The sequence below is a fragment of the Desulfobulbus sp. genome, assembly GCF_031547805.1.
Lineage (GTDB): Bacteria > Desulfobacterota > Desulfobulbia > Desulfobulbales > Desulfobulbaceae > Desulfobulbus.
In genome coordinates, this window is the sequence record NZ_JAVBRQ010000018.1 from 76092 (window position 1) to 100518 (window position 24427).

Annotated in this window: 18 protein-coding genes; 9 read left to right on the plus strand and 9 right to left on the minus strand. The window is 59.2% G+C overall.

Annotated features, from left to right (window positions below):
* The first annotated feature begins 255 nt into the window (after window positions 1-255).
* Together RMR13_RS06755 and RMR13_RS06760 are read left to right on the plus strand one after the other, a co-directional pair.
* Window positions 256-2223, plus strand: a complete 1968-nt coding sequence (locus RMR13_RS06755) for a FapA family protein (protein WP_310599875.1) — start codon at window positions 256-258, stop codon at window positions 2221-2223.
* Between the two features lie 16 nt (window positions 2224-2239).
* Window positions 2240-2899 (plus strand): CBS domain-containing protein, encoded by a 660-nt coding sequence (locus RMR13_RS06760; protein WP_310599876.1) that lies wholly within the window; start codon window positions 2240-2242, stop codon window positions 2897-2899.
* A gap of 489 nt (window positions 2900-3388) precedes the next feature.
* Here RMR13_RS06760 and RMR13_RS06765 read toward each other — a convergent pair whose 3' ends face one another.
* Window positions 3389-3613 carry a hypothetical protein gene (locus tag RMR13_RS06765; protein ID WP_310599877.1) on the minus strand — a complete coding sequence of 75 codons (225 nt, stop codon included), beginning with the start codon at window positions 3611-3613 and terminating at the stop codon, window positions 3389-3391.
* A gap of 23 nt (window positions 3614-3636) precedes the next feature.
* Between RMR13_RS06765 and RMR13_RS06770 the strand changes: the two genes are divergently transcribed.
* The 3 genes from RMR13_RS06770 to RMR13_RS06780 all read left to right on the plus strand — a co-directional run bounded on the left by RMR13_RS06770 (window position 3637) and on the right by RMR13_RS06780 (window position 7940).
* Window positions 3637-4005, plus strand: coding sequence for a hypothetical protein (locus RMR13_RS06770; RefSeq protein WP_310599878.1), 369 nt, complete (start codon window positions 3637-3639; stop codon window positions 4003-4005).
* Window positions 3989-6040, plus strand: a complete 2052-nt coding sequence (locus tag RMR13_RS06775) for a methyl-accepting chemotaxis protein (protein ID WP_310599879.1) — start codon at window positions 3989-3991, stop codon at window positions 6038-6040. Before RMR13_RS06770 ends, RMR13_RS06775 begins: the two co-directional genes overlap by 17 nt.
* Before the next feature lie 130 nt (window positions 6041-6170).
* Window positions 6171-7940 (plus strand): methyl-accepting chemotaxis protein, encoded by a 1770-nt coding sequence (locus RMR13_RS06780; RefSeq protein ID WP_310599880.1) that lies wholly within the window; start codon window positions 6171-6173, stop codon window positions 7938-7940.
* Between the two features lie 460 nt (window positions 7941-8400).
* Here RMR13_RS06780 and RMR13_RS06785 read toward each other — a convergent pair whose 3' ends face one another.
* The gene (locus RMR13_RS06785) at window positions 8401-9840 is read right to left on the minus strand and encodes a bifunctional diguanylate cyclase/phosphodiesterase (protein ID WP_310599881.1); all 1440 of its coding nucleotides are present in this window, start codon (window positions 9838-9840) and stop codon (window positions 8401-8403) included.
* Window positions 9841-10639: 799 nt separating this feature from the next.
* Between RMR13_RS06785 and RMR13_RS06790 the strand changes: the two genes are divergently transcribed.
* Together RMR13_RS06790 and RMR13_RS06795 are read left to right on the plus strand one after the other, a co-directional pair.
* Window positions 10640-12832 carry a methyl-accepting chemotaxis protein gene (locus tag RMR13_RS06790; RefSeq protein WP_310599882.1) on the plus strand — a complete coding sequence of 731 codons (2193 nt, stop codon included), beginning with the start codon at window positions 10640-10642 and terminating at the stop codon, window positions 12830-12832.
* 400 nt (window positions 12833-13232) lie between these two features.
* Complete coding sequence (locus RMR13_RS06795; RefSeq protein WP_310599883.1) at window positions 13233-13799, plus strand: nitroreductase family protein; 567 nt, start codon at window positions 13233-13235, stop codon at window positions 13797-13799.
* A 258-nt stretch (window positions 13800-14057) separates the two neighbouring features.
* Here the strand turns inward: RMR13_RS06795 and RMR13_RS06800 are convergent, their stop codons facing one another.
* From RMR13_RS06800 to uvrB, 7 genes are all read right to left on the minus strand, one after another.
* A complete protein-coding gene (locus RMR13_RS06800; protein WP_310599884.1) occupies window positions 14058-15104 on the minus strand; it encodes an HlyD family efflux transporter periplasmic adaptor subunit in 1047 nt (348 codons plus the stop codon).
* 39 nt (window positions 15105-15143) lie between these two features.
* Entirely contained in the window at window positions 15144-15560 is a 417-nt protein-coding gene (locus RMR13_RS06805) for a secondary thiamine-phosphate synthase enzyme YjbQ (RefSeq protein ID WP_310599885.1), read from the minus strand.
* 86 nt (window positions 15561-15646) lie between these two features.
* Complete coding sequence (locus RMR13_RS06810; protein ID WP_310599886.1) at window positions 15647-16711, minus strand: HD domain-containing phosphohydrolase; 1065 nt, start codon at window positions 16709-16711, stop codon at window positions 15647-15649.
* Window positions 16708-18729 (minus strand): ATP-binding protein, encoded by a 2022-nt coding sequence (locus RMR13_RS06815; protein ID WP_310599887.1) that lies wholly within the window; start codon window positions 18727-18729, stop codon window positions 16708-16710. Before RMR13_RS06815 ends, RMR13_RS06810 begins: the two co-directional genes overlap by 4 nt.
* Before the next feature lie 166 nt (window positions 18730-18895).
* Window positions 18896-20287, minus strand: coding sequence for a cobyrinate a,c-diamide synthase (locus tag RMR13_RS06820; RefSeq protein ID WP_310599888.1), 1392 nt, complete (start codon window positions 20285-20287; stop codon window positions 18896-18898).
* 33 nt (window positions 20288-20320) lie between these two features.
* Window positions 20321-21067: a lysophospholipid acyltransferase family protein gene (locus tag RMR13_RS06825; RefSeq protein WP_310599889.1), complete on the minus strand. Its 747-nt coding sequence runs from the start codon at window positions 21065-21067 to the stop codon at window positions 20321-20323.
* Window positions 21060-23105 (minus strand): excinuclease ABC subunit UvrB, encoded by a 2046-nt coding sequence (uvrB, locus tag RMR13_RS06830; RefSeq protein WP_310599890.1) that lies wholly within the window; start codon window positions 23103-23105, stop codon window positions 21060-21062. The genes RMR13_RS06825 and uvrB overlap by 8 nt, the downstream gene beginning before the upstream one ends.
* A gap of 65 nt (window positions 23106-23170) precedes the next feature.
* On the opposite strand from uvrB, the gene RMR13_RS06835 reads away from it, so the two are divergent.
* Together RMR13_RS06835 and RMR13_RS06840 are read left to right on the plus strand one after the other, a co-directional pair.
* Window positions 23171-23500 (plus strand): hypothetical protein, encoded by a 330-nt coding sequence (locus tag RMR13_RS06835; RefSeq protein WP_310599891.1) that lies wholly within the window; start codon window positions 23171-23173, stop codon window positions 23498-23500.
* Between the two features lie 33 nt (window positions 23501-23533).
* Window positions 23534-24427 (plus strand): IS1595 family transposase (locus RMR13_RS06840; RefSeq protein ID WP_310599892.1); only part of this gene is annotated, 894 nt, incomplete at its 3' end.

Below are 24427 nucleotides of genomic sequence, written 5' to 3' on the forward strand. Positions count from 1 at the left end.
TCCCCGCCTCCGGAACCGCCCATCGCACATTGGTGTTTTTCTGATATTACCCTCGAACATTGATCCTTAGATTTGCCACCCCCAGGCCTACGCCATTTTTTGTATGAAGTTGACGACACGCTTCTCGGTTTTTTCCGTCAATACATGCACCCCCTGTGTTTCCAGCCGCGAGAGCAAGCAGGAACGGACTTGTTCACCGGGCAGCATTATGTTAGCGTTTCGATCACATAGAGTTTCAGCCCCTGGCCGTGAGTCGTGAACCGAGTATTTTACTACCTGCATATCCCAGCCGATCACCTCAGCGCCCGCCTGCAGGATGCCGCCTCGGCCGATAGCGACCTGCGCCTCGGCATGGGCGACCAACTCCACCGTCTGCTGCTTCGCCAGGGCATTGTTCACGGTCTTGACCTGACAGCCGTCGATTTTGCCCAGCGCCGGATCGATGCCGGCGAGGCGCTGGTCGAACCGGTCGCGGTGGCCGCGGGAACGCCGCCGGTGGTCGGCCGCAGGGGCTTTCATCCGTGTTTTGCCTCCGTCTCCAGGAGCGTCGACCAAACCGACGCCTCCGGCCAAGCCTGCCAACGCGAACTGCTGCTGGTGCCGCTGATCCGCAAGGGCGAGGTGGTGGCCGGCCCCGGTCCGAGGATTGCGCCGCAAACCGGCATGAATATCTACGGCCGGGAGGTTTCCTGTCCGTTCCCGGAGGAGCTGGTCATCGAACCGGGAGCCAATGTTGCCCCCCACACCGACGGCAAGAAGCTGGCCGCCACGGTCAGCGGCTATCCGCACTACCTTTCCGCCGGCAAGCAATCCCTCGAGTATCAATGCATCAGCATCGAGCGGCTGATCGACCCCACCCCGGGCCACATGCAGGCGATTTTATCGCTCATTCCGCCGCTCCCCGGCCACAGTCTGCCGAACCGCGATACCATCATGGAGGTGCTCGACGAGGAAGGCATTGTTTTCGGCCGTCTTCCCCAGGCCATCGACCATTGCCTGGAGCGGTGCGCCCGCCTGCATCTTCCCCAGCATGAAGTCGTGGCCCTGGGCATCCGCCCGGTCAACGGCACGGACGCCCATCTCCGTTTCGCCATGGAGGTCGGCCCCCTGCCCGGCAAGATCATGGGCAACGGCGAAATCGATTTTCGCGAACGCAACATGTTCGTCGGCGTGAGTAAGGGTCAACTCATCGCCGTCAAGATTCCTCCGACCGAGGGCATTGCCGGCCGGGACGTGTTCGGCGAGGTCGTGGCCGCGCTGTCCGGCAAGGACTTCACGGTCCGGGCCATGGACGACGCCGTCCTGGACGAGGCGACCGGCGAACTCAGGGCCCTGCGCAACGGCGTGTTGTCCATGGTCACCGATAATTCGGTGCGGGTCAGCTCCCATCACGTCGTGGCCAGGGATGTCGATTTCGAGACCGGCAACATCGTGACCCGCGACGCCGTGGATATCCGGGGGTCGATCCGGCCGAAATTCAAGGTCAATGCCCTGGGCGACATCCTGATCGGCGGCGACGTCGAAAAGGCCATGGTGCGATCCGACGCCAACGTGGTGGTCAGGGGCGGGGTTGTCGGCACCTTCGCCTCGGTGAGGGCCCGCGGCGACCTCGATATCGGCTTCGCCATCCAGGGCCGGACCCAAAGCGGCGGCAAGACCATCCTCCGCCAGCACGGATCCTACTGTCGGCTGCACGCCATGGGCGATCTGCATTGCAATCCGTCGGCCCGGATCATGGCCTCCCAGCTGGTGGCCTACGGCTGCCTCACCACCGGCACCGTCGGCTCGGACATCGCAACGCCATCCATGCTGGCGGCCGGAGTGGTGTTCGAGCAATTGGACCGCTATTTCGAGTTGCAGCGCACCATTGCCGAACAGCTCCAGGCGATCGAAAAAATGCAGAATCGCAAGAAATCGCAGACGGACCGCGATGAGCTGGAGGAGTTGATCGAGGCCCACCGCGCCAACCGCAAACAGTTCGCTCGCCTCAACCTGGCCGTCCCCAAGGACCAGGAGGCGGAAGACAACGGGGTCACCCATGCCCTGGCCTGCACCATCACGGTCAAGGGCCAGGTGTTTGCCGGCACCGAAATCCGCATCGGCAGCAGCCGCATGGTGGTGGCCGAGACCCTTGAGAATGTCCATTTCCGTCTCAAGGAGGAAGCGGCCAACAAGGAGGGCCTCCGCTACATCCTGGTCCTGCCCAACAAAAAAAGAGGATAATTTCCGGAGCCCGCCCATGTTCGTCAAACTGTGGATGACCAGCAACGTACTCACCGTGGCCAGCGACCAGCCGATTGTCGAGGTCGAGCGCCTCTTGCGGGAGCATCGCGTCCGCCGGGTGCCGGTGGTCGACGATGGCAAATTGGTCGGCATCATCGGCCAGGAAGACCTCTTCCGCGCCATGCCCTCCATTTTCGATCCCAGCGCCGGCCAGGAAAACCAGGAGCGCACCGGCTGCATCAAGGCCGGCGCCATCATGACGCCCGCGCCGATCACCGTCGACCCGTCCACGCCACTGGAGCAGGCGGCGCTTCTGATGCGGAGCCATAAATTCGGTTCACTGCCGGTGCTGCAGGACGAACAACTGGTGGGCATCATCACCGAAACGAACATCTTCGACGCCCTGCTCGAAATCTTCGCCGCCCGGAAACAGGGCGCCCGCATCGAAATCAAGATCGACCGAACCCCCGCCTCCTTCTATGCGATGCTCCAGGTCTTCAAAAAATGCGAGATCACGATTTTCGGCATCGCGGTGCTGCACGACTATTCCGAGGAACATCAACTGGTCACCCTGAAGGTGCAGGGCGACAACCTGGACCGGCTGATCGACGGCCTGTGGGCCGCGGGCCTGCAGATCAACCGGATGCACGCCGAGGCACCGGACTCCGAATCCTGATTACACTCCTCCGGACACGAGCGCCGCGCTTGCCTTGTTTGTCTCCACCAGGATTGCACAATCGCGATGCCAAACAAGGAAAATTACGCCCGCACTTGTTGTCTTACCGCTGAACGCAGCGACGCCGCATCCTTTCGCACTTTCAACCGCAACACCTTTATCTTTCGATCTTTTTTCGACCCATCCGCTTGTTCCCAATCCGCCCCGCCCACTCCTCACCCCCCCTCAGCATGGCACATTGTGCCACCTTTGTCACTGGCATTATCTTGATTTTCCGTAATTATGCCCAAGCGAATCAGTAACTAATTTTATGTAAATCACTTTCCTGCACCAATCCTCATTTGACAAAAATATTGGTAACTATACCATGGGAATTAACGAGATATTCTGCTGCAAATTCATGTAAGTGCAGTGTTGACCGCGCACCATCGTGAAAAATAGATAAATCCATGTACGGCATTATCCGATAAACAAGCTGCGATTGTCCGTTTAATCTGCATCGAACCATGCAGTTGCAACCGTAAAGAAAAGAAATGTTCCGATCAATAACCATCGGCACGGCATCGCACCATGACTACCCATTGCACGTATAACCGGAACATCCTCTCGATTCCTGTGCCGATGAACCTTCCGCAGGATACGGTTTTTAGCCATGATTGCCGCCGGACAAACCGCCCCGTCGTCCAGCGCCGCATTGTCCTGCACTTCAAGCATACAATCCAACACGAACCAGACAGTTGACCGTGACGGTTGTCGGCAGGATAGTTTTTTTGAGGGAGTACGCCAAAAACCGGCATATCCGCCACGGAGCCCTTGAAAGCCGTCCAGTCGAGACAGCCTGCATGACCGGCGGAGATATGGCCGTCTCGCGTCCGGCCTTTGCCAACGGGACAATCATGTGCCACAGGCCGAAAGGCGCGATAAAAAACAAGGACTACCGACCCGTTGGGATTCAAAGCATGCTCGACTGCGGCATACTTGACGAAAAAAATTTTCGAAGCATTTTGTTGACAGCGGAAACAGAAAAGCATCCGGATGACAACACGATTTACTTACTCAGTTCCACGCTCGAGCAATGGAGGCACGGCAATGTTGAAGAATTTTAAACTGGGAACAAAACTCATGGGGGGCTTCACCCTGGCGGCTTTGCTCATTTTGGTCGTCGGGCTTTTGTCCTTCTGGCAGCAAAGCAATTTGCGCAAGGACTTGAGTTTTATTGTCGAGCAGACCTCCGAAGGCCTCCAGGACTGCCTGGTCATGGAGAAAACTCTCTATGCGGGCTTTGCCGAGGTCAACACCCTGCTCAGCCCCTACCTGAGCGCCGCGGACCGGCAGGACGCGCTGCAGCGATTGGGCGCGATCCGGGAAGAACGGGCCAAAAGCCAGGAAAGCTTTCTGGCCAAGCCGATTGCCAAGCAGGTCGAAAGCGAATGGAAAGCCTATCTTCAGGCCGCTGAAGCCACTGTTAAAAGCAACAATCAACTCGTCGCCTATTCCAAGGAGTTGGTGGAGCTGGACATCCTCAATCCCTACAGCATGCAGCACGACCTCGACACCTTTGAAATAGAACTGCGGACCGGCCGGGCCAAGACCGCGGATCTGGTGCAAAAACGCATTCCCTTTGAGGGCGGCACCGACGATCAGGCCACGCAACTAGGCAAATGGCTTGCCAATGTGAACACGAATAACCCGACCATCAAGGCCGCGGCCGATACCATCCGGCCCCTGCACAAGCAATTCTATCAAGGAATCGCCCGGATCAAGGATTTGGTCGCTCAGGGCGACTACACCCAAGGTGCCCAAATCCTCGACACCCAGCTCAAGCCGCTGATGCAGGAGATGAATAAGGCCCTGGCCACCGCCGATGTGCCCCTGAACAAGGCCATGGAAAACTTCCGCGCCATGTCGAACCTGCAGCTCAACGAGGGCCATGTCAATATCCAGGTGCTCACCAAGGCGATCGGAACCCTGGTCACCAAGATGAACGGCATTGCCGACAGCACCGCAGAGCACGCGGTCAAGTCCGCCGACACCAGCAAACTCATCACCATGATCTGCATGATCGCCGGGGTGGCCCTGGCCTTGACCATGGGATTTTTGCTCACCCGGATCATCACCAAGCCCCTGTTCATGGGGGTCAATCTGGCCAGAGCCATGTCCGAAGGCGATCTCACCAAAAACCTGGCCGTTGACCAACGGGATGAAATCGGCGTGCTTGCCAATGCCTTGAACGAAATGACCGGCAGTCTGCGCAAGATGTTCGGGGATATCCACGCCGGGGTCGGTGAGGTGGACAACTCCTCCTCCCAGTTGGCTGCCATTTCCCTCCAGATGTCCGCCAGCCTGGCGTCCACGGCCAAGCGTTCCGGCCAGGTCGCCACCGCCGCCGAAGAGATGAGCAGTAACCAGAACACCATCGCCGCCGCCATGGAGCAGGCCTCGATCAACGTCAACATGGTTGCCACCTCCGCCGAGGAGATGAATGCCACCATCACCGAGATTGCGAGCAACTCCGCCAAGGCCAAGGAAATCACCACCGAAGCCGTGAACCATTCCCAGAAGGCTTCGGAGCGGGTCGACGAGCTCGGACGCGCCGCCGACGACATCAACAAGGTCACCGAGGTGATCACCGAAATTTCCGAGCAGACCAACCTGCTCGCCTTGAACGCCACCATCGAGGCCGCCAGGGCCGGCGAGGTGGGCCGGGGCTTTGCAGTGGTCGCCAACGAGATCAAGGATCTAGCCAAGCAGACCGCCGAGGCCACCCTGGACATCAAGAACAAGGTCCAGGGAATCCAGCTGGCCACCGGCGTCACGGTCAAGGAGATCAACGAAATCAGTTCGGTCATTGTCGACGTCGACAGAATCGTGGCCACCATCGCTTCCGCTGTCGAGGAGCAATCGGTCACCACCAAGGAGATCGCCGAGAACGTTGCCCAAGCCTCGATGGGGATTACCGAGGTCAACGAAAACGTTGCCCAGAGTTCGATCGCGGCCCAGGAAATCGCGCGGGATATCGCCGAGGTCAGCCAGAGTGCCAACGAATTGAGCGACGCCAGCAATCAGGTGAAGGTCAATGCCGAGGATCTGAAGCGGATTTCCGACAGGCTGAAAGTCATGGTCGATCATTTCAAGATCTGAGCGCCATACAAACCGTCGCGACCAACGGCCATCGGGTGGAGTGTTGACGCACACCGCCCGGTGGCCCCTTGAGCCGGAACACTTTTACGCAACAACCCATTGGCCGTCACCTGTTCAGGAGAAATCCACCGTGGATCACAACAAGGAATCGCAGCGCTCGCTCAAGAAAATGTTCGTCGTGTTTTCGCTGGCCGTGGGCGTTTTGCTGATCGCCGCCATTGCTCTGCAAAAGGTGGTCAACGATCGCGCCACCAGCGCCAACGAAGCCCAGGTGCGTCGGTATCTTTCCTACCTGATCGCCAACGAATTCCGCCAAAGCTCCAGTTCGCTCACCAATCTTTGCCGGACCTACGCCGCCACCGGCGACAAGAAGTACAGCGACGCCTATTGGCAGATCGTCGACTGGCAATCCGGTAAAGCCGCCCGTCCGGCAGACGTGCATCCCCTCCTGCATCCGGGAGAGCGGCTTGCACAAAAAAAGATCATGGAGGAGCTGGGCTTTTCCCCAAAAGAGCTTGCGCTGCTGGAGCAGGCCCGCGCAAATTCGGATGGCTTGATCGCCACCGAGGCCCAGGCCATGAAGGTGGTGGCCACCGGCGCCTTTGCCGAGGGGCCGTGGAAGATGAAGGAAGGAGAGCAACCGCGGGAGTTCGCCGTGCGTATCCTCTTTGACCAGAACTACCACACAGCCGTGGATTCCATCATGAAGCCGGTGAATGATTTTTTCACCGAGCTCGACGCCCGTACCGGTGCGGAAGCCGACCGGACTAGCCAGGCCCTGCACACCTATGTGCTGATCGCCATTCTCCTTGAAATCGGCGTGGCCCTGTTAATGGCCGGCATGGTCGTTGTTCTGATGCGCTCGGTGTTCTCGCCGCTCGACAAGCTGTCGGCCCTGATGCAGGACATTGCCCAGGGTGAAGGCGACTTGACCAAACGGCTGCTGGTGCGCAGCAACGACGAAATCGGTCGTCTGGCCCGTTTCTTCAATATTTTTGTCGAGAAACTGCAGGGAGTCATCGCCAGTGTGGCAAGTAACGTCGAGACCCTGGCCGCCTCTTCGGACAGCATGACAACGGTTTCCAAACAATTATCCACGGCGGCCCAGGAGACCTCCGGCAAGTCCAGCTCGGTGGCCGAGGCCTCCGAGCAGATGACCGTCAATTTCCAGTCGGTTTCCGCTTCCATGGAACAGTCCACCGCCAACGTCAGCATCATCGCCTCCTCCACCGAGGAGATGACCGCAACGGTCAACGAGATTGCCGAAAGCGCCGAAAAGGCCAGGGTGATTGCCGATGCCGCGGTTCAACAGTCGACAACGACCTCGGTCAAGATGAGGGAGCTTGAGGAATCGGCCCAGAAGATCGGCAAGGTCACCGAAACGATCACCGAGATTTCCGAACAGACCAACCTGCTGGCCCTGAACGCCACCATCGAGGCGGCGCGGGCCGGGGATGCCGGCAAGGGATTTGCGGTGGTCGCCAACGAGATCAAGGAACTCGCCAAGCAGACCGCGGCCGCGACCGTGGACATCAAGAACCAGATCGGCGAAATGCAGCACACCACCAACGCCACCATCGAGGATATGGCCGGGATATCCAAGGTGATCGTCGAAATCAACTCGGTGATCAACGCCATCGCCACCGCAGTCGAGGAACAGTCGGCGGCCACCAGCGAGATTGCCGGCAATATCGCCCAGGCCTCGCTGGGCATAGCCGAGGTTAATGAAAATGTGAGCCTTTCGACCGAGGTGGTCAGTACCATCAGCCGCGACATCCACGGCATCAACCAGCAATCGCTTCAGGTCGGCGAAGGCGCCGGCCAGGTGCTGGCACGGGCTCAGGAGTTGGCCGTCCTGGCCGAACAATTGGAAAAACTGGTGAATAAATTCAGTTTCTGATTCGAGCGGATCGGACCACGCCGGATTTTCGACCAGGCAAGGCAGGCGGCAGCCAGATGCCCCCCTTCACCCCTGGTCATGAGTGGAAAACCGGTGCCGGTCCGGCAACGCTCTGCAGGATGCTGAAAAAGCTCCGGTTTGTTTGCCTGCGGGAGGCCCGCACCGAAGCGGCCCGGCCCAGAACGGGATCGGCTGCGGAGCCTCCCGCAGACAAATGTCATGGCCTGGAGCAATCGGTTTTCCACCACGGGGACCGGAGTCCCTCTACTCTTTCACCCAACCGATCTTCCCGGTTCTCGGCATCCGCAAGTTTTTTGCTGCCAGCAGTCCGCATCCACCGTCTTGTTTTCCGGCGCACCAGGCATCGCCCGGACCGTTCACCGCCGTGGTTTCCCGATTTCCCCTCACCTGCAATCCGACACCTGGAAGCGGAGTCAGGGCGTACGCCCCCGGTTCGAATTCATCCCCGCCCTACCCGATCGGGCTGATATTGTCCCCCGCATTGCCGATACCAAGCCGTGAACGCCGCTTCGGGCAAGGGGCTTGCAATCAAATAGCCCTGCGCCATGTCGCAGCCGATAGTGCGCAGCACCTCGTACACTTCCGGCGTATCCACCCCCTCGGCCACCACCTTCATCCCCAAACTGTGCGCCATGCTCACGGCGGCCTCGACAATGGATATGGCTTGCCGGTCGCGATGCAACCGACGGATAAACGACTGATCGACCTTGAGAATTGAAACCGGCAGCCGGTGCAGGTATTGCAGCGATGAATAGCCGGTGCCGAAATCGTCGATGGTGATCAGGATGTCCATCTTGCTCAGCTTGTTGAGTTCCGAAATGGCATGTTCGGCATCCATCATAAGGGCGCTCTCCGTCACCTCGATTTCCAATTCCGAGCCGCTTACCTGGTATTGCTCGAGAAGACGCGCCACCAAATCGGTGAAATCCGGCTGCGCCAGGTTTCTGGTGGACACATTGACCGCAATGGGCAGCACGATCTTCTGGCGTCGCATGGCACTGACCGTTTCCATGGCCCGGCGCAGGGCAATCTCTGTAATAGACTGAATAAGCGTGCTTTCTTCGGCACGGGGGATGAACGACCCCGGAGGGATACGTCCCCGTTGCGGATGATCCCAGCGCAGCAAGGCCTCGGCTCCGTGCACCGTGCCGGTGGCGATGTCCACTTTCGGCTGATAATGCAGGGAAAGCTGGTCGTGCGCGATCGCCTCTTCCAACTCTCCCAACATCGCCAGATTCTTTTCCGCCACATCCTTGAGATTCGGCTGGTACACGGCGCTATCCTTGCCCTTTTGCCGGGCCGTGGCCAAGGCCACCTCGGCCTGTTTCAAATATTCCTCGGGCGGACGCGATTTCTCGCTCATCTGCACGGTGCCCATTCTGGTGTCAACGTGCAGGGTCACGCCTTTATAGGTGATGGCCTGCCTTGAAGTATCGAACAGAATTTTTTGCAGTTCTTCGCCCTGCTGTTGATTGCAACGAATCAGCAAGGCAATGATCGTGGTCTCGGCATGATAGATGTTATGACTGATATCGGTGGCCCGAATGTGCTCAACCAATTGGATAATTGCCTCATCGATTATATCGGGACCGAAGGTGCTTTTGAGTTCCGTTGAATTTTCGAGCGAGATGATCGCCAGGTTGGTGACGGTCGCAGGATCGTTGCCCGGGCTTTCCTCGGAGATGGTCTTGAACAGCGCTCTTCTATTGGGAAGCTGGGTAAAGGCATCGTGCAGGGCAATCCATTTCAACTGGGCTATGTATCGTTTCGCCAAAGTGCTGGCCATGCCGCTGAACATCCCGACCAGGATGAAAAATCCCATCCGATACACCCAGTTGAGCATCGATTGTTCCTCGCCGGTCATTGTATTGAGCGGCATCAACGGCCCCAATGCAATCCCCCCGACAATTGCCATCAAGATCCCGCCCCATACTCCAAAAAAGGATCCTGCGAACAAGACCGGAATATACATCGAATGTACGTACACATATTTGCTTCCTCCGGTCGCATACACCAACAGGCACACCAAAGCGATACTCAACAATAAAAATAGAATCACAATCACTTTGATCAATCGGTTCTGCTCGTAAGTCCAATCGAATCCTTTTTCCAACCAAAGCAACCAAGGAGAATATTGCTGCTTTTTCATTGTTGCGCACTGATAATTGAAATTGATTATATGAGGCCGACAACATGGCCGGCACGCCGGAATCCTTTTTGCTCGCATGCCCGATAAGCCGCACACCCTGCCCGTTGCAGGAATGGCAAGGTATCAACCGCAAACACGACCTGCCGACCGGCGATTTTTAGCGAAAGGTATGTAGTCAATATATTATCGATGAGAAAGACTTGCACAAAATTCAAGCCGATCCGAAAAAACAAATATCCCTTTCCCTCCCATTATCACCTTCTGCCCCTGAATCTTCAGGCTCTTCAATATTTTTTCAGAGATTGCAGTTCCCTTCCTTTTCTTCCATCAAGATACATGTCGACGATAGAATTTGACATTATACCGAATTATCATGATTTTTCTCCATCTATCTCGCTCGATCCCACCATCAACACTCATCGAACGACGACAATACTTGACCAAACAAATCATACAACTATAAAATAGTGCATACACAAACCAGCCATGACCAATATTCGCGTATCTCAATCAAGACTCAGGGGTAATCATGATCAATAATCTGAAATTAAGAACCAAACTTTTTCTTGTCGGCATTACCCTGTCATTTATCCCACTTGCCGTTATTTTGACCACGGTGTTCAGCCAGAACGAACAGGTTGTCAAACTCGGGAAAGATCAAAGCCTGGAATTGGCCTATGCGAATTTAGATCAAATAGTCGAGGAGTTGTACACCTTGGCCGAATCGCACCAGGAGGTGACTCAAAAAAATATCGATGCCGCCCTGCGCGTTACCGAGGAGTTGGTGGGGCAAAAAGGCGAAATCGGGTTCTCGTCGGAAACGACCGTGTGGCAGGCAATCAACCAGGCTGACAAGAAGCCGCAATCCATTTCGTTGCCTAAGATGGTGATCGGGTCTCAGTGGTTGGGCCAGGTCAGCGATCCCAAGAGTGCGGTGCCGATCGTCGATTCGGTGCACGACCTGCTGGACGTCACCTGCACGATTTTTCAACGTATGGGCGACAAGGGAGACATGCTGCGGGTGGCGACCAACGTGATCGACCAGAGCGGCAAACGGGCCATTGGCACCTTTATTCCCGCCCTGCAGCCGGATGGCACCGCCAACCAGGTGGTGCGGACCGTTTTAAACGGCGAGATCTACCGGGGCCGGGCCTTTGTGGTCGACACCTGGTACATCACCGCCTACAAGCCCATTTTCAATGGAAACAAAGAAGTGGTCGGCATGCTCTATGTCGGCATTCCCCAGGAAAATGTCAAAAGCCTGCGCCAGGCTTTCGTCAATATGAAAATCGGCCGCACCGGCTATGTTTCGGTGCTTGACAGCAGCGGGACCTACATTATTGCATCCAAAGGCAAGAAGAATGGGGAAAATGTAATCGATCTCAAAGATTTGCAAGGAAAATCCTATATCCGTGAGCGCCTGGAAGCCGCCAAGAGCCTGACGGGACGCGCTGCCGGCGATCAACTGTTCAGCTCCGGCGAGGCGCAAGGCGCCGACCATCTGCGCACCGCCCGCTTCGTCTATTTTCAACCGTGGGACTGGATCATCACCGCCGAAGCGGATCAAGCCGAATTTACCGAGGCATCCGACCGGATCGTGGAGATGAATCAGCGCTCCCGGCTCATCCTTCTTGCGGTCAGCGCCGGCGCGATCGTTCTGACGGGTTTGGTGTGGCTGGTGATGGCCGGTTCGATCAGCAAGCCGATCAGGCAGATGGTGGTGGTGCTGGAAGAAGTGGCCGCCGGCAACCTCACCAAGCGGTTGACGGCGAAAGGCCGTGACGAGTTGGGCGAACTGGCCCATTCGTTCAATGGCTTTCTCGAAAAACTCCAGGGGATGATCCGGTGTTTTGCCGGCAACGCCAAGGATATCAACGAGGCCGCCGCCACCTTGACCCATCTTGCCGGTATCATGTCGAAGGGTGCGGGCGCGACATCGCAGTCGGCCAGCAATGTTTCCACCGCCGCCACCGAAATGAGCTCCAACATGCACGTCATTGCCGCGGCCATGGAGCAATCCACCACCAATACGGCCATGGTGGCGAGCAGTTCGGAGGAGATGGCGGCAACCATCGGCGAAATCGCGCACAATGCGGAAAAAGCCAATGTGGTGACCGCCAGTGCCGTGTCGCAGGCCGGCAGCGCCAGCGAGAAAATGGATAACCTGGGCCAGGTTGCCCAGACTATCGGCAAGGTGACCGGCACCATCACCGATATTTCCGAGCAGACCAACCTGTTGGCGCTCAACGCCACCATCGAGGCCGCGCGTGCCGGAGAAGCGGGCAAGGGGTTTGCGGTTGTTGCCAATGAAATCAAAGAATTGGCGAAACAAACCGCTCTGGCGACCCTCGACATCAAGGACCAAATCACCTTGATTCAGACAACCACGCATGACACCAGGGTGGAGATCAGCATGGCGAGTGCGTCCATCGAGGAAGTCAGCCAGATCGTCAGTACCATAGCGGCCAGCGTCACCGAACAAACCGCCGCAACCCAGGAGATCACGACCAACATTTCCCAGGCCTCGGTGGGCATCCGCGAGGTCAATGAACATGTCAGCGAAAGTTCCGTGATGGCGTCGAATATCGTTTCCGATATCAAAACGATCCACAGTTCGGCCGAGGATTTTGCCCAAAGCAGCCATGAAGTGGAAAACAGCGCCCAGGCGCTGCAGAAAATGGCGGTCGGCCTGCAAACCCTGGTCAACGAATTCACCGTGTAGTGCGCGGGCGCCAAATTTCACGGGCGCTCCGTTTACCTTGCCGTAAGCCGTTGCTGTAAGCAAAGTGCCACCGGGGTCTCCTTTCCGGTGGCACTTTGTCGTACGAATCCAAAAGCACTTTTCTCCTCAAGCCTGGAGCGTCCGAACGGTACCCCTCGCTTGCCCGGTCCCAAAATTCTTTTAGCAACACGGCCATTTCCAGCAAAATCCCCTCCTCCTGGCGGCAACGCAGCGGTGCCGATTCCGCCTTTTTTGCACAGCGCTTGAAGTGCCGCCATGGCGATAATGTGTTGCGCAGGAACAACGCAATGTTTTAATGAGACGGACGCGCATCAATCCATTTCTTGTCGAGCGCTTTTTTTGCCAAGGAATTCAACGCAAACACAACGGAGGTTGCAGGATGGAACTACAGGAAGCCATACTGAAAAGGCGCAGTGTGCGAAGGTTTACCGACAATGTCGTCACGGATCAGGAATTGCAGCAGCTTTTCGAAACCGTCCGATGGGCGCCCTCCTGGGGAAACACCCAAGTATGGGAATTTGTGGTGGTGCGGGACAAGGAATTGATCCAGAAGATAACCGAGACCTACAGGATGGATAAGGGGACCAACCCCGCGACCAAATGCTCCCAGGCCGCTTCCGCGCTGATCGTCGTTTGCGCCAAGACAGGCGTCTCCGGCTGTTACGGCGGCAAAGAGAACACCAAGTTCGCCAATTGGTTCATGTTCGATCTGGGCATCGCCACCCAAACCCTCTGCCTGCGCGCCCACGAAATGGGGCTGGGAACGGTGGTGGTCGGCCTGCTGGATCATAATGCCTGCAAGCAGCTGGTCGCCTTGCCGGAGGGCTACGAGGCCGTTGCCGTCCTCCCCATCGGCCGGCCGGCGGTCGAACAGAAAGCGGGCCCACCGCGCAAAGCGGTCGCCGACATGGTGTATCGCGACACCTTCGGCAACAAGATGTTTTGAGAGATTGCCCACGGGCGGGTCGAAGCGTGGGCGATCGAGCCGATGCTCGGCCTGCCCGAGCCAAGAAAAGGCAAGCGGCTGGTTTGCAGTCGGGCGGGTTTGGTCCGGCAACTGCCCAGGCTTGACGCCTTTTCCCGTCCGAGCAATGGACGCCTCAACGCTGCATTCGCCGCCTGAAAAAGAAATCCGGGAAGAGCTGGAAGCCCTTCCCGGATTGTCTGCCCGCAGAAAAGTACATCAAAGGTCCATCAAGGCCTGCTACCGATTACCGCATGTCGTTTTATCCTGCTGATTTTGCTTGGTATCGACCATCACGGTCACCGGCATGCCCAGCCGGAGTTCCTGGCCGGAATCGCAGACGAAAATCCTGGCCCGGTAGACCAGTTTGGTGCGCAGTTCCGTGGTTTCAACGGTTTTCGGCGTGAATTCGGCCGTTGACGAGATAAACCCGACCCAGCCCTTGTACCGCTTGCCCGGCTGGCTGTCGGTCTGGATTTCAGCGCCCATGCCTTCCCTGATCCGGCCGAGATCCGGTTCGCTGATATAGGCCCGGACCCAGAGCGGATCGGTCAAGGCCATGGTCAGGACCGGGGCACCGGCCGAAGCCATGGCGCCGGGCTCAAGGATGCGGTTGCGGATGACTCCGGCGGCCGGGGCACGCAATTGGGTATCGGCCAGACGCTGCGCCGCCAGGTCCCTGGCGGCCTGCAAGGCGGCCAACGAGGCTTCGGCGGCGGCGATATCTTCCCGGCGCGGCCCTTCGATCGCCAACGACAAATCCTCCTCCGCCGTTTTGAGGTTGGCCTGCCAGGTTTCCATCCCGGCCAGGGCACTGTCCACCTCCTGCTGCGAAATGCGGTTCAGGAGCCGCAACGCCCGTTTCCGGGCCAGAACCAGCTCCGCGTCCTTGAGGTTGGCCTTGGCAGCGGCAACCGCCGCCCTGGCCCGCGCGATTTCCTGCGGCCGGCTGCCGCTCTTGAGTCGCGCCACCTGCTGCGCCTGGGATGCCACTTCGCCGGCCAACCGCTCGGCCTCCATCCGGAACCGGGCCGGATCGAGCTCGGCAACCACCTGCCCTGTATCGACCACGGCCCCTTCGTCGACCGCCAGCCCGAGAATCCGCCCTCCGTCCTGAAACGCCAGTTGCACCTCCCGGATATCGACCGTGCCGTACAAGGTCAGGCCGCCGGCCCCACCGTCGCCTCCCGGCTGATTCGAGCATCCCGTTGCAGCCAGCAACAGTGCCGTGCCGGCTGCCGTCAGCAGGCCCCGCCAACCCGGCCCCGGCATGAAGGGCTTTTTCACCCGATCTCCTCGATCCATCGGCAACACGCTGGCCGCCGCCTACTCGCCAATGATCTTGACCAGCACCCGTTTCTTGCGCCGGCCGTCGAATTCACCGTAAAAAACCTGCTCCCAGGGACCGAGATGCAGTTTGCCCCCGGTAATCGCCACCACCACTTCCCGGCCCATGATCTGGCGCTTGAGATGGGCATCGGCATTGTCCTCGTACCCATTGTGCCGGTACTGGTTGACCGGTTCGTGCGGCGCCAGCCGCTCCAGCCATTGCTCGTAGTCGTGATGCAGGCCCGATTCGTCGTCATTGATGAACACCGAGGCGGTGATATGCATGGCGTTGCAGAGCAAAAGCCCCTCCTTGATCCCGCTTTCCGCCAGGCATTGTTCCACTTCCAGGGTGATGTTGACAAACGCGCGCCGGGTGGGCACGTTGAACCACAGTTCCTTGTGATAGCTTTTCATGGCTGGATGTCGGATATAAAGCGAGGAAATCGGAATATCGGAGACAAAAGGCGCCCGGCACGGCATAACCCCGCGCCGGGCATGTTTCAATCGGCGTTGGCGGCGGCGATTTCCCGGAACTGCAGTTCCACCGAAACGAAGGCATCGATCAACACCGGGTCGAAATGGCTGCCCTTGCCATCGAGCATGATGCCCATGGCCTCATCATGGGTCATGGAACTCTTGTACACCCGTTTGGAAATCAGGGCATCGTACACATCGGCTATCGCCATGATCCGCCCGGCCAGGGGGATGGCCTCGCCCACCAGGCCGCGAGGATAGCCGCTGCCATTGAACTTTTCGTGATGGCTGCCGGCAATTTCCTTGGCGCAGTTGAGGAAGGAGGTCGGCTGCCCGGCCATGTGCTCCAGGTTGGCGATGACCTCCTCGCCAAACAGGGTGTGTTTTTTCATTTCGTCGAATTCCTCGGGCGTCAGCTTGCCAGGCTTGAGCAGAATGGAATCCCGGATCGCCACCTTGCCGATATCGTGCAAGGGCGCCGATTTGCCCAGCAGCACCACATAGTTCTCGGTCAGTTGGGAAAGAAAATGCCCCTGCTGCACCAGGGTTTCGGCCAGCAGGACAACATACGCCCTGGTCCGGTGGATGTGGCTGCCTGTTTCCGGATCACGATATTCCGAGAGCTCGCCCATGGCCTCGATGATGACGTCCTTGAGCAACTCCGCCTCTTGGGTCCGCTCCTCGACCAACCGTTCAAGATTGCTCCGGTATGCGTGCAATTCCAGATGGTTGCGGACTCGGGACCGCAGCTCGACCCCCTTGAACGGCTTGGTGACGTAATCGACGCCGCCGAGGCTGAAGCCCCGGACCACGTCGTCGGATTCGGCGCGGGCGGTCAGGAAAATAACCGGAATGGAGCGGGTCGCCGGGTTTTGGCTGAGGGCCTCCACGGTCTGAAAGCCGCTTATTCCCGGCATCATGACGTCCATCAGGATCAACTGCGGCAAGGTGGCCGCGATCCGCTCCAGGGCCTGCTCGCCGGTGGTGGCATAAGCAAAATCGCAATCGAGTTCCTTCAACTGCGATATGGCGATTTGAATGTTCTCGGGAACGTCGTCGACAATAAAAATCAGGGGCTTTTTCTTGGTCATGATTCGCTCCGCTGGGACATCCGGGACAATTTGGCGAGGAGGCGATCCACGCCTAAGATATTGGGATCTTGGGCATGTTGGAGCAACTCTTCGCCCAAGCGGGTCAGGATCGGCTGGTTCACGGCCTCTCCCCGCTGCCGCATGCTGGTTCCCAGCGAGGCGGCATCGGTCAGGTTGCCGGAAAAGGCGGCCTGTCGCCGCAACTCATCCAGTTCGTCATTCCAGGCATCGCCGAGAAGCGCAAGGAGTTGGTCTTCCTCGACCGTCACACTTTCGCCCGCGGCCGCGGCCGGAGCCGGCTGCGGCTCCGCGGTGATGCGGACGAAACGGTCGACCACGTTCTGCAGTTCTTCCAGCCTGAAAGGTTTTTGCAAAAAGGCGTCGAACAGAGGCCGATAGTCGCCCTCCTCAAGGATGTGCCCGGTCATGACCACCACCGGAATCGAAGCGGTCCCGGAGTCCTCCCGCAACTGTTTGGTCACTTCGCGGCCATTGGATCCGGACAGATTCATGTCCATGAAAACCAGGTCCGGCCGTTCGTTCCGGGCAATGGCCAGGGCTTCGGGGCCGGTGTCCGCGGTGAACACCCGGTAGGGGCTGTCCTGGAAAAAGTCGAGGAACACATCCTTGATCAACTCGACGTCGTCCACGACCAGCAATTTCTTCTGCGCCCCCTGCGCGGGCTTGCCGGCCGGGACCGCTTCCGGCACGACCTGAATCGGCTCGGTCGCCGGCACCTCGTCGAACAGGAGGATGAATTTGCTGCCCACTCCTTCCCTGCTCTCGAGTTCGATCCGGCCGCCCATCATCATCGTCAATCGGCTGCACAGGGTCAGCCCCAGGCCGACTCCGCCAAAGTGCTTGGTGGCCTCTTCCTCGGTCTGGTGGAAGAGGTCGCGGATCTTGCGCTGATCCGCCTCGGAAATGCCGGTGCCGGTATCGTCGATGACAAAGCGCAGGTCCAGACACTCGGGCTTGTTCGCGTTGGGGGTTCCGTCCACGGTCAGGCTCACCGCCCCTTCGCTGGTGAACTTGACCGCGTTGCCGACCAGGTTTTGCAGGATCTGCTTCAAGCGCACCCCGTCGAACCGCACGTATTCGGGCAGGCGGTCAGCCACCCGGCAGGTGAAGCGAATGCCCTTCTCGTCGGCGAGATCCTTGAACAACCCGTCGACATCGTTGACAATCGACTGTAAACGCACCGAAGTGGCCGTGATCTGGAGCCGATCGGAATCGATCTTGGACAGCTCCATGATATCGTTGAAGATCGAGACCAGGGCCATGCTGCTTTTGTGGATGATGGCCACAAAGCGTTTTTCCTTGGCCGCGAGTTGAGAATTGGCAAGCATTTCGGTGTAGCCGATGATGGCGTTCAACGGCGTCCGCACCTCGTGATTGATGTTGGCGATGAACTCGCTCTTCATCCGCCGAGCCGATTCCTCGGCAAACGAATCGGGCTCGCAGGGGCATGGCGCCTCTTGCGGTGGCGCCGCCACGGTTCCGAACCAGTACAAGCGGCTTGCGCCCTGGGCGGCCAGCGACACCAGTTGCCCCGGCGCCTCGTGCTGCTCCCCTGCCGGCGGACTCGCGTCAGCCGACACCGTTGCCTGCTCCTGGCCGCTTACGCGCAAGGCCGCGATATCGGGATGTCCCGCCAGTTCCGGCAGGAGATCGAGCAGGCCGGCGCCGACCGGCGAAGCCTGTTCGCGGGCATACGCCTGCCGGGCGCTTTGGTTGGCGGCCACCACCCGCAGATCGGCATCCAGCCGGAGAATGGGGATCGGCGCCTGTTCCACGGCCTGTTCGGCCAGGTGCAGTTGCAGGGCCAACTCGTCCTTGTCGCGCCGCTGTCGCTTCAACCACGGAGCCAGCGCCAAAAACGTGGCGATGAGCACCACCACGGCCAGCAACAACGGCAACCAGGTGACAAAAGAGGCATCGCCTTCCGCGGCGGCGGCAGGAAGGGGCAAGAGCGAGGCGGCGACCAGGCAGGCAAGGGCGGGCAATAAGGTTTTCACATTACATCATCCTGAAAAGAAAAAGAAAAGTGATGGCCTTTCCCATTATAGAACCTGCCCGGATGATTGTCAAAACCAGCTTGGCGGCGCCGGTGTTTTCCCATCCGGGACAGGGGCCGGCCGCGCAGGGCGAACCGGCTCGACCAGCGCCGGCGAATCGCACGGCTTAAGCCGGCGGAGCCATTCGCCTGCTGGCGGCAAAGGAGCGAGCGGCGGCGATGAAACCGGTCGCCCATTCCGGCGTACCCGAGGCCATGACATGGGTGTAGAGGGCCAGCACATTGCGCTTGACCAGGCCGTCGCGGCCATCGCGAAAGCCGGTCCCCCGATTCATGGCAAGGGCCAGGTCGTCGGTGCTCCCGTCCCATCGATGCACGATCGAATACCGGAATTCATGTCCCTTGATGCGGGTTCCCACCGGATAGAAACTGTTGGGCTTTTCCACGGTAAAGGCGGAATAGCCGTGGGCCTGCGGCTTGGCGCCAATGGCGAAGGTGACCGGAAACACCCCGGCCAGGGGATATTCCCGATTGTCGAGCAGGATGGAGCGGCCGAGATAGATCAAGCCGCCGCACTCGGCGTAAACCGGCAATCCGGCGTCGATGCGTTCGCGCACCGACCGGCGGAATCCGACGTTTTCGGCCAGTCCCCTGGCACTGGTCTCGGGAAAACCGCCGCCGATGTACAAGCCGTCGAGGTCCGGCGGCAATTCCTGGAACCGGAGGGCGTCGATCATCACCAGCCGGGCTCCGGCCGCAGCCAGGGCCTCCAGATTTTCCTGGTAATAAAACTGGAAGGCGGCGTCGCGGAGCACGCCAATGGTCACTTCTGACGCTGCCTGCTCGTCCTGTTCCGGGGGCAGCGGCGCCACTTCGCGCATGCGGCCGACAATGGCATCGAGATCGAAATGGTTCTCGGCCAACACCGCCAGGCTGGCCACCGCCTCGCTGGCCGCCGCGTATTCCTGGTGCGGCGTGACCCCGAGATGGCGCATGGGAAACACATCCTTCTTCAGCCGGGGCATGATGCCGAGCACCGGAAGATTGGTGTATTTTTCCAGGGATTGCCGAATCACCTTCTCGTGTCGGGCCGTGGCGATCTGGTTGAGAATGACGCCGGCAAAACGAATGCGGGGGTCAAAGGCCTGGCATCCCAGGACCAGGGCGGCCACGGTGCGGGTGGTCTTGGCACAGTTGATCACCAACAGCACCGGAAGATCGAGCTGTTGGGCCAATTCGGCGGTGGAAAACTCTCCTTCGGCGCTCACCCCATCGAAAATGCCGCGATTGCCCTCGACCACGGCAAAGCCGTTGCCGTGGATGCGGCGCTGGAAGGTGGTGGTGATGGCCTCGGCCGACATCAGGTAGGGATCGAGATTGTAGCAGGGTTGGCCGGAAGCCTTGCCCAGCCAGCCGGCATCGATGTAATCCGGCCCCTTCTTGAACGACACCACCCCCTTGCCGCGATTGCTCAATGCCGCCACCAGGCCGACCGCGACCACCGATTTGCCCGACCCGCCGCTCAACCCGGCCAGCACCATGCTTCTGACTGTTTCCACAACGATCAACCCCTGTCTTGTTCGGCAAAAAAACTAGTAATGCGTTGTTCCGTCCCGCAGCGACGGCTCGTTCCGTGGCGGGGACAACCTGTCGGCCCCCGGCCTGCCGCCGTCGTGGGTCTTGCGGCCGACCTCGTGCCAGGCGGCCTCGTACAGCCGGTTGAGCCGCTGCTCCAGTTCGAGCCGCCAGGCCTCCACCTGCTCCGCTCCGATTCCCGACTCTACCCACAGGGGCTCGCCGTGCCGGACCACGATGGTGGTGAAGGGCAGCGGCACCGCGGTCCGGTCCCAGCTGTTGAAGATCAGCACCCGCCGGGCGGCCCAGGCAACGGGAAAGATGGGCAGGCCCGTTTTGCTGGCCATGAGGATGCAGCCGGCCTGGGCCTGTCGGACCGGTCCCTGGGAACCATCGGCCACGATAGCGCCATTGAGGCCTTGGCGCAACCGCTCGATCATTTCTTTCAGGGCCTTGACCCCGCCCCGGTGCGACGACCCCCGGACCGGCACATGCCCCATCAGGCTTGCCAAGCGGGCGATGTATTCGCCGTCCTTGCTGGCGCTGACCATGATCGCGCTGGGGAACATCCTGAAATAATAGAAAAGAAACAAGAATGAATAGTGCCAGAAGACGGCAATGCCCGCCTTGCCGGTCTGCACGTGTTGCCGGAGCGGGGCATCGCCCCGCACCTTCACCCGGCAGGTGGCGAACCACAGCCGGATCAGGCCGTACACCATCCGGGGCACTATCGCCAGGGCGCATCGATACCAAAAATCAGCCAACTGCCAGCTCCATCATCTTGAGTTCCTTGATCCGATCCCGGTAACCGGCCGCTTCCTCGAAGGCCAGTTGCCGGGCCGCCTCGCGCATCTTGTTTTCCAGCTCCGCAATTTCGCGTTGAATCTCGGCAACGCTGTGATAGACGATCTCCGGCTCGGCCATCGCCGCCACCGAGCGACCGACCGCATCCTCGGCCCCGATCCATCCCGAGGCCTTGAGATGCTGGGCCATGGTGTCCTTGATCTCCGAAATCACGGTCCGCGGCACGATATCGTGCTCCTGGTTGTAACGTTCCTGGATGGCCCGCCGCCGGTTGGTTTCGTCGATGGTGGCCCGCATCGACGGGGTCACGTTGTCAGCGTAGAGGATGACCGTGCCCTCGGCGTTGCGGGCAGCCCGGCCGCAGGTTTGAACCAGCGAGCGTTCGGAACGCAGAAAGCCTTCTTTGTCGGCATCGAGCACCGCCACCAGCGACACCTCCGGGATGTCCAGGCCCTCGCGCAGCAGGTTGATGCCGATCAACACATCGTACTGGCGCCGGCGCAGATCGCGGATCAGCTCCACTCGCTCCAGGGTCTTGATGTCGGAGTGGAGATAGCGGACCCGCACCCCCAATTCCTCGTAATACTGGGTCAAGTCCTCGGCCATCCGCTTGGTCAGGGTGGTGACCAGCACCGCTTCGTTGCGGGCGGCCCGCAACCGGATCTCCTCCAGCAGATCGTCCACCTGGGTCGAGGCCGGACGCACCTCGATACGCGGATCGAGCAGCCCGGTGGGCCGGATCAGCTGCTCGACCACATGCTCCTTGGCATGCGCCAGCTCATAGGGTCCGGGCGTGGCCGAGACGTAGACCACCTGGCGGATGCGGCGCTCGAACTCGTCGAAGCGCAGCGGCCGGTTATCCAGGGCCGAGGGCAGCCGGAAGCCGTACTCCACCAGGGTCTGTTTGCGCGAGCGGTCGCCGTTGAACATGCCGCCGACCTGGGGCACGGCGATATGCGACTCGTCGATAATCAACAGGTAGTCGTCCGGAAAATAGTCGAGCAGGTTGGGCGGCGGCACGCCAGACGGCTTGCCGGTGAGATGGCGGCTGTAATTTTCGATGCCGTTGCAGTAACCCAACTCGGCGATCATCTCCAGGTCGAACAGGGTGCGCTGCTCCAGGCGCTGGGCCTCGACCAGCCGCGCCGCCCCCTGCAGCTCGGCCAACCGCACCTGCAACTCGTCCTGGATCGCCCGCATGGCCGTCTTGAGGTTTTCCTGGCTGGTGACGAAGTGGCTGCCGGGAAAGACGGCCATTTCCTCGACATCGGCCAGGATCTCGCCCCGCAGGGGATCGATCAGGGCGATGGCCTCGATGGTGTCGCCGAAGAATTCGACCCGCACCGCCCGGTCCTCCTCGTGCACCGGAAAAATGTCGAGCACGTCGCCCCGCACCCGGAAGGTGCCGCGATGAAAGGAGTAATCGTTGCGTTCGTAGAGCATGAAGGCCAAGCGCCGCAGCACCTCCTCCATGGGATAGTCCACGCCGGTGCGGAGGAAAAGATGCATGTCCCGGTATTCCTCGGGCGAGCCGAGGCCGTAGATGCAGGAGACCGAGGCCACGATCAGCACGTCGCGCCTGGTCAGCAGCGAACGGGTGGCCGAGTGGCGCATCTTGTCGATGGCGTCGTTGATCGACGAATCCTTCTCGATATAGGTGTCGGAGGCCGGGATGTAGGCCTCGGGCTGGTAGTAATCGTAATAGGAGACGAAATATTCCACCGCATTGTGGGGGAACAGCTCGCGGAATTCGGCAAACAGCTGGGCGGCCAGAGTCTTGTTGGGGGCGATCACCAGGGTGGGCCGCTGCACCTGGGCCACCACCTGGGCCATGGTGAAGGTCTTGCCCGAACCGGTGACGCCGAGGAGTATCTGTTCGCGCACCCCGGCCTCAATGCCGGCGGTCAGCCGGTCGATGGCCGCGGGCTGATCGCCGGAGGGGGTGAAATCGGAAACGATTTCAAAAAGGCGGCTGCTGTCGTAGAAGGCGGAGGACACGGTGGGCGCTTGCGGGTTCGGCTTAAAATTTGTTATGTTTATGGGCTGTTGCGAGGTGTTGCATCATGCTGGGCTCGGAAAATATCCGAGTTCATGACCAAATATTCGGTCCGGAACTGGTATTACAGATGTTCAAGTTTCTGCACAAACCATTCGTACGAACCGTTCATGGTAACAGCGCCCTCTTGATCCAACACTTCGGCACAAACAATGACGGTTGCCCGCCCTTTTCTTTCAAGCTGTTGTTCAAATTTCTCTTTTTCGCTGATATCGATCCTGGCTCTTGCATGAATATGGGTTTGAGCTGGTTTTTTAAATTTCTGATTACCACTGAACTTCAGCCGGCATTTTTTTTTGGTGGTATGACGCTATTTGTCATACCAGCTATGGCATAGTGCTCCCAACCTTCACCTCAAAAGGAGCACGGCATGGCCAAAAATACCATTCAGTTCCAAAAAGGAATAAGTTTGCCACAATTTCTCTCACAATACGGCACCGAAAAACAATGCCGGGCCGCCCTGTTCAGCATGCGCTGGCCCCAGGGCTTTCGATGTCCGAAATGCGGCCATGGAGCCTATTGCGAGATCCGCGGCCGTCAATTGTACCAATGCCAGGCATGTCGTTTCCAGGCTTCTCTGACCCAGGGAACCATCTTTGCCAGCACCAAGCTCCCGTTGACAACTTGGCTTTTAGGCATCTATCTGGTCACACAAGCAAAAGATGGCATATCCTCGCTCAATCTAGCCAGAACCGTCGGGATCTCCGCCAACGCCGCCCTACGGATGAAGCATAAGTTGCAACAGGTGATGAAGAACCGGGACGACCGACATCCGCTACAGGGAGTACTCCTCATGGACGATGCCTATTGGGGCGGCAAAAAGCGTGACGGTAAAAGGGGACGGGCCGCTTCCGGCAAGATGCCGTTTGTGGCTGCCCTGTCGCTCTCTTCCGAAGGACACCCCCTCTTGCTCAAGCTGAGCCGGCTCAACGGCTTCACCAGGAGAGAGATCGCTGCTTGGAGCACAAAGTATATCCGGCCGGGAAGTCTCGTTGTCTCAGACGGCTTGACTTGTTTTCCAGGTGTCATCCAGGCCCAATGCGACCATGAGCCGATCATCACCTACAACCAAGGCAAGTATGACGACCGCAAAGTGTTCCAATGGCTCAACACCGTGCTCGGCAATGTGAAGAATTCCCTGCGTGGCACCTATCACGCCATCAGCGACAAACACTTGCCCCGGTACCTTGCCGAATTCTGCTATCGCTTCAATCGGCGGTTCCAATTGCACACCATGGTGAATCGGCTGATTCATGTGGCTCTG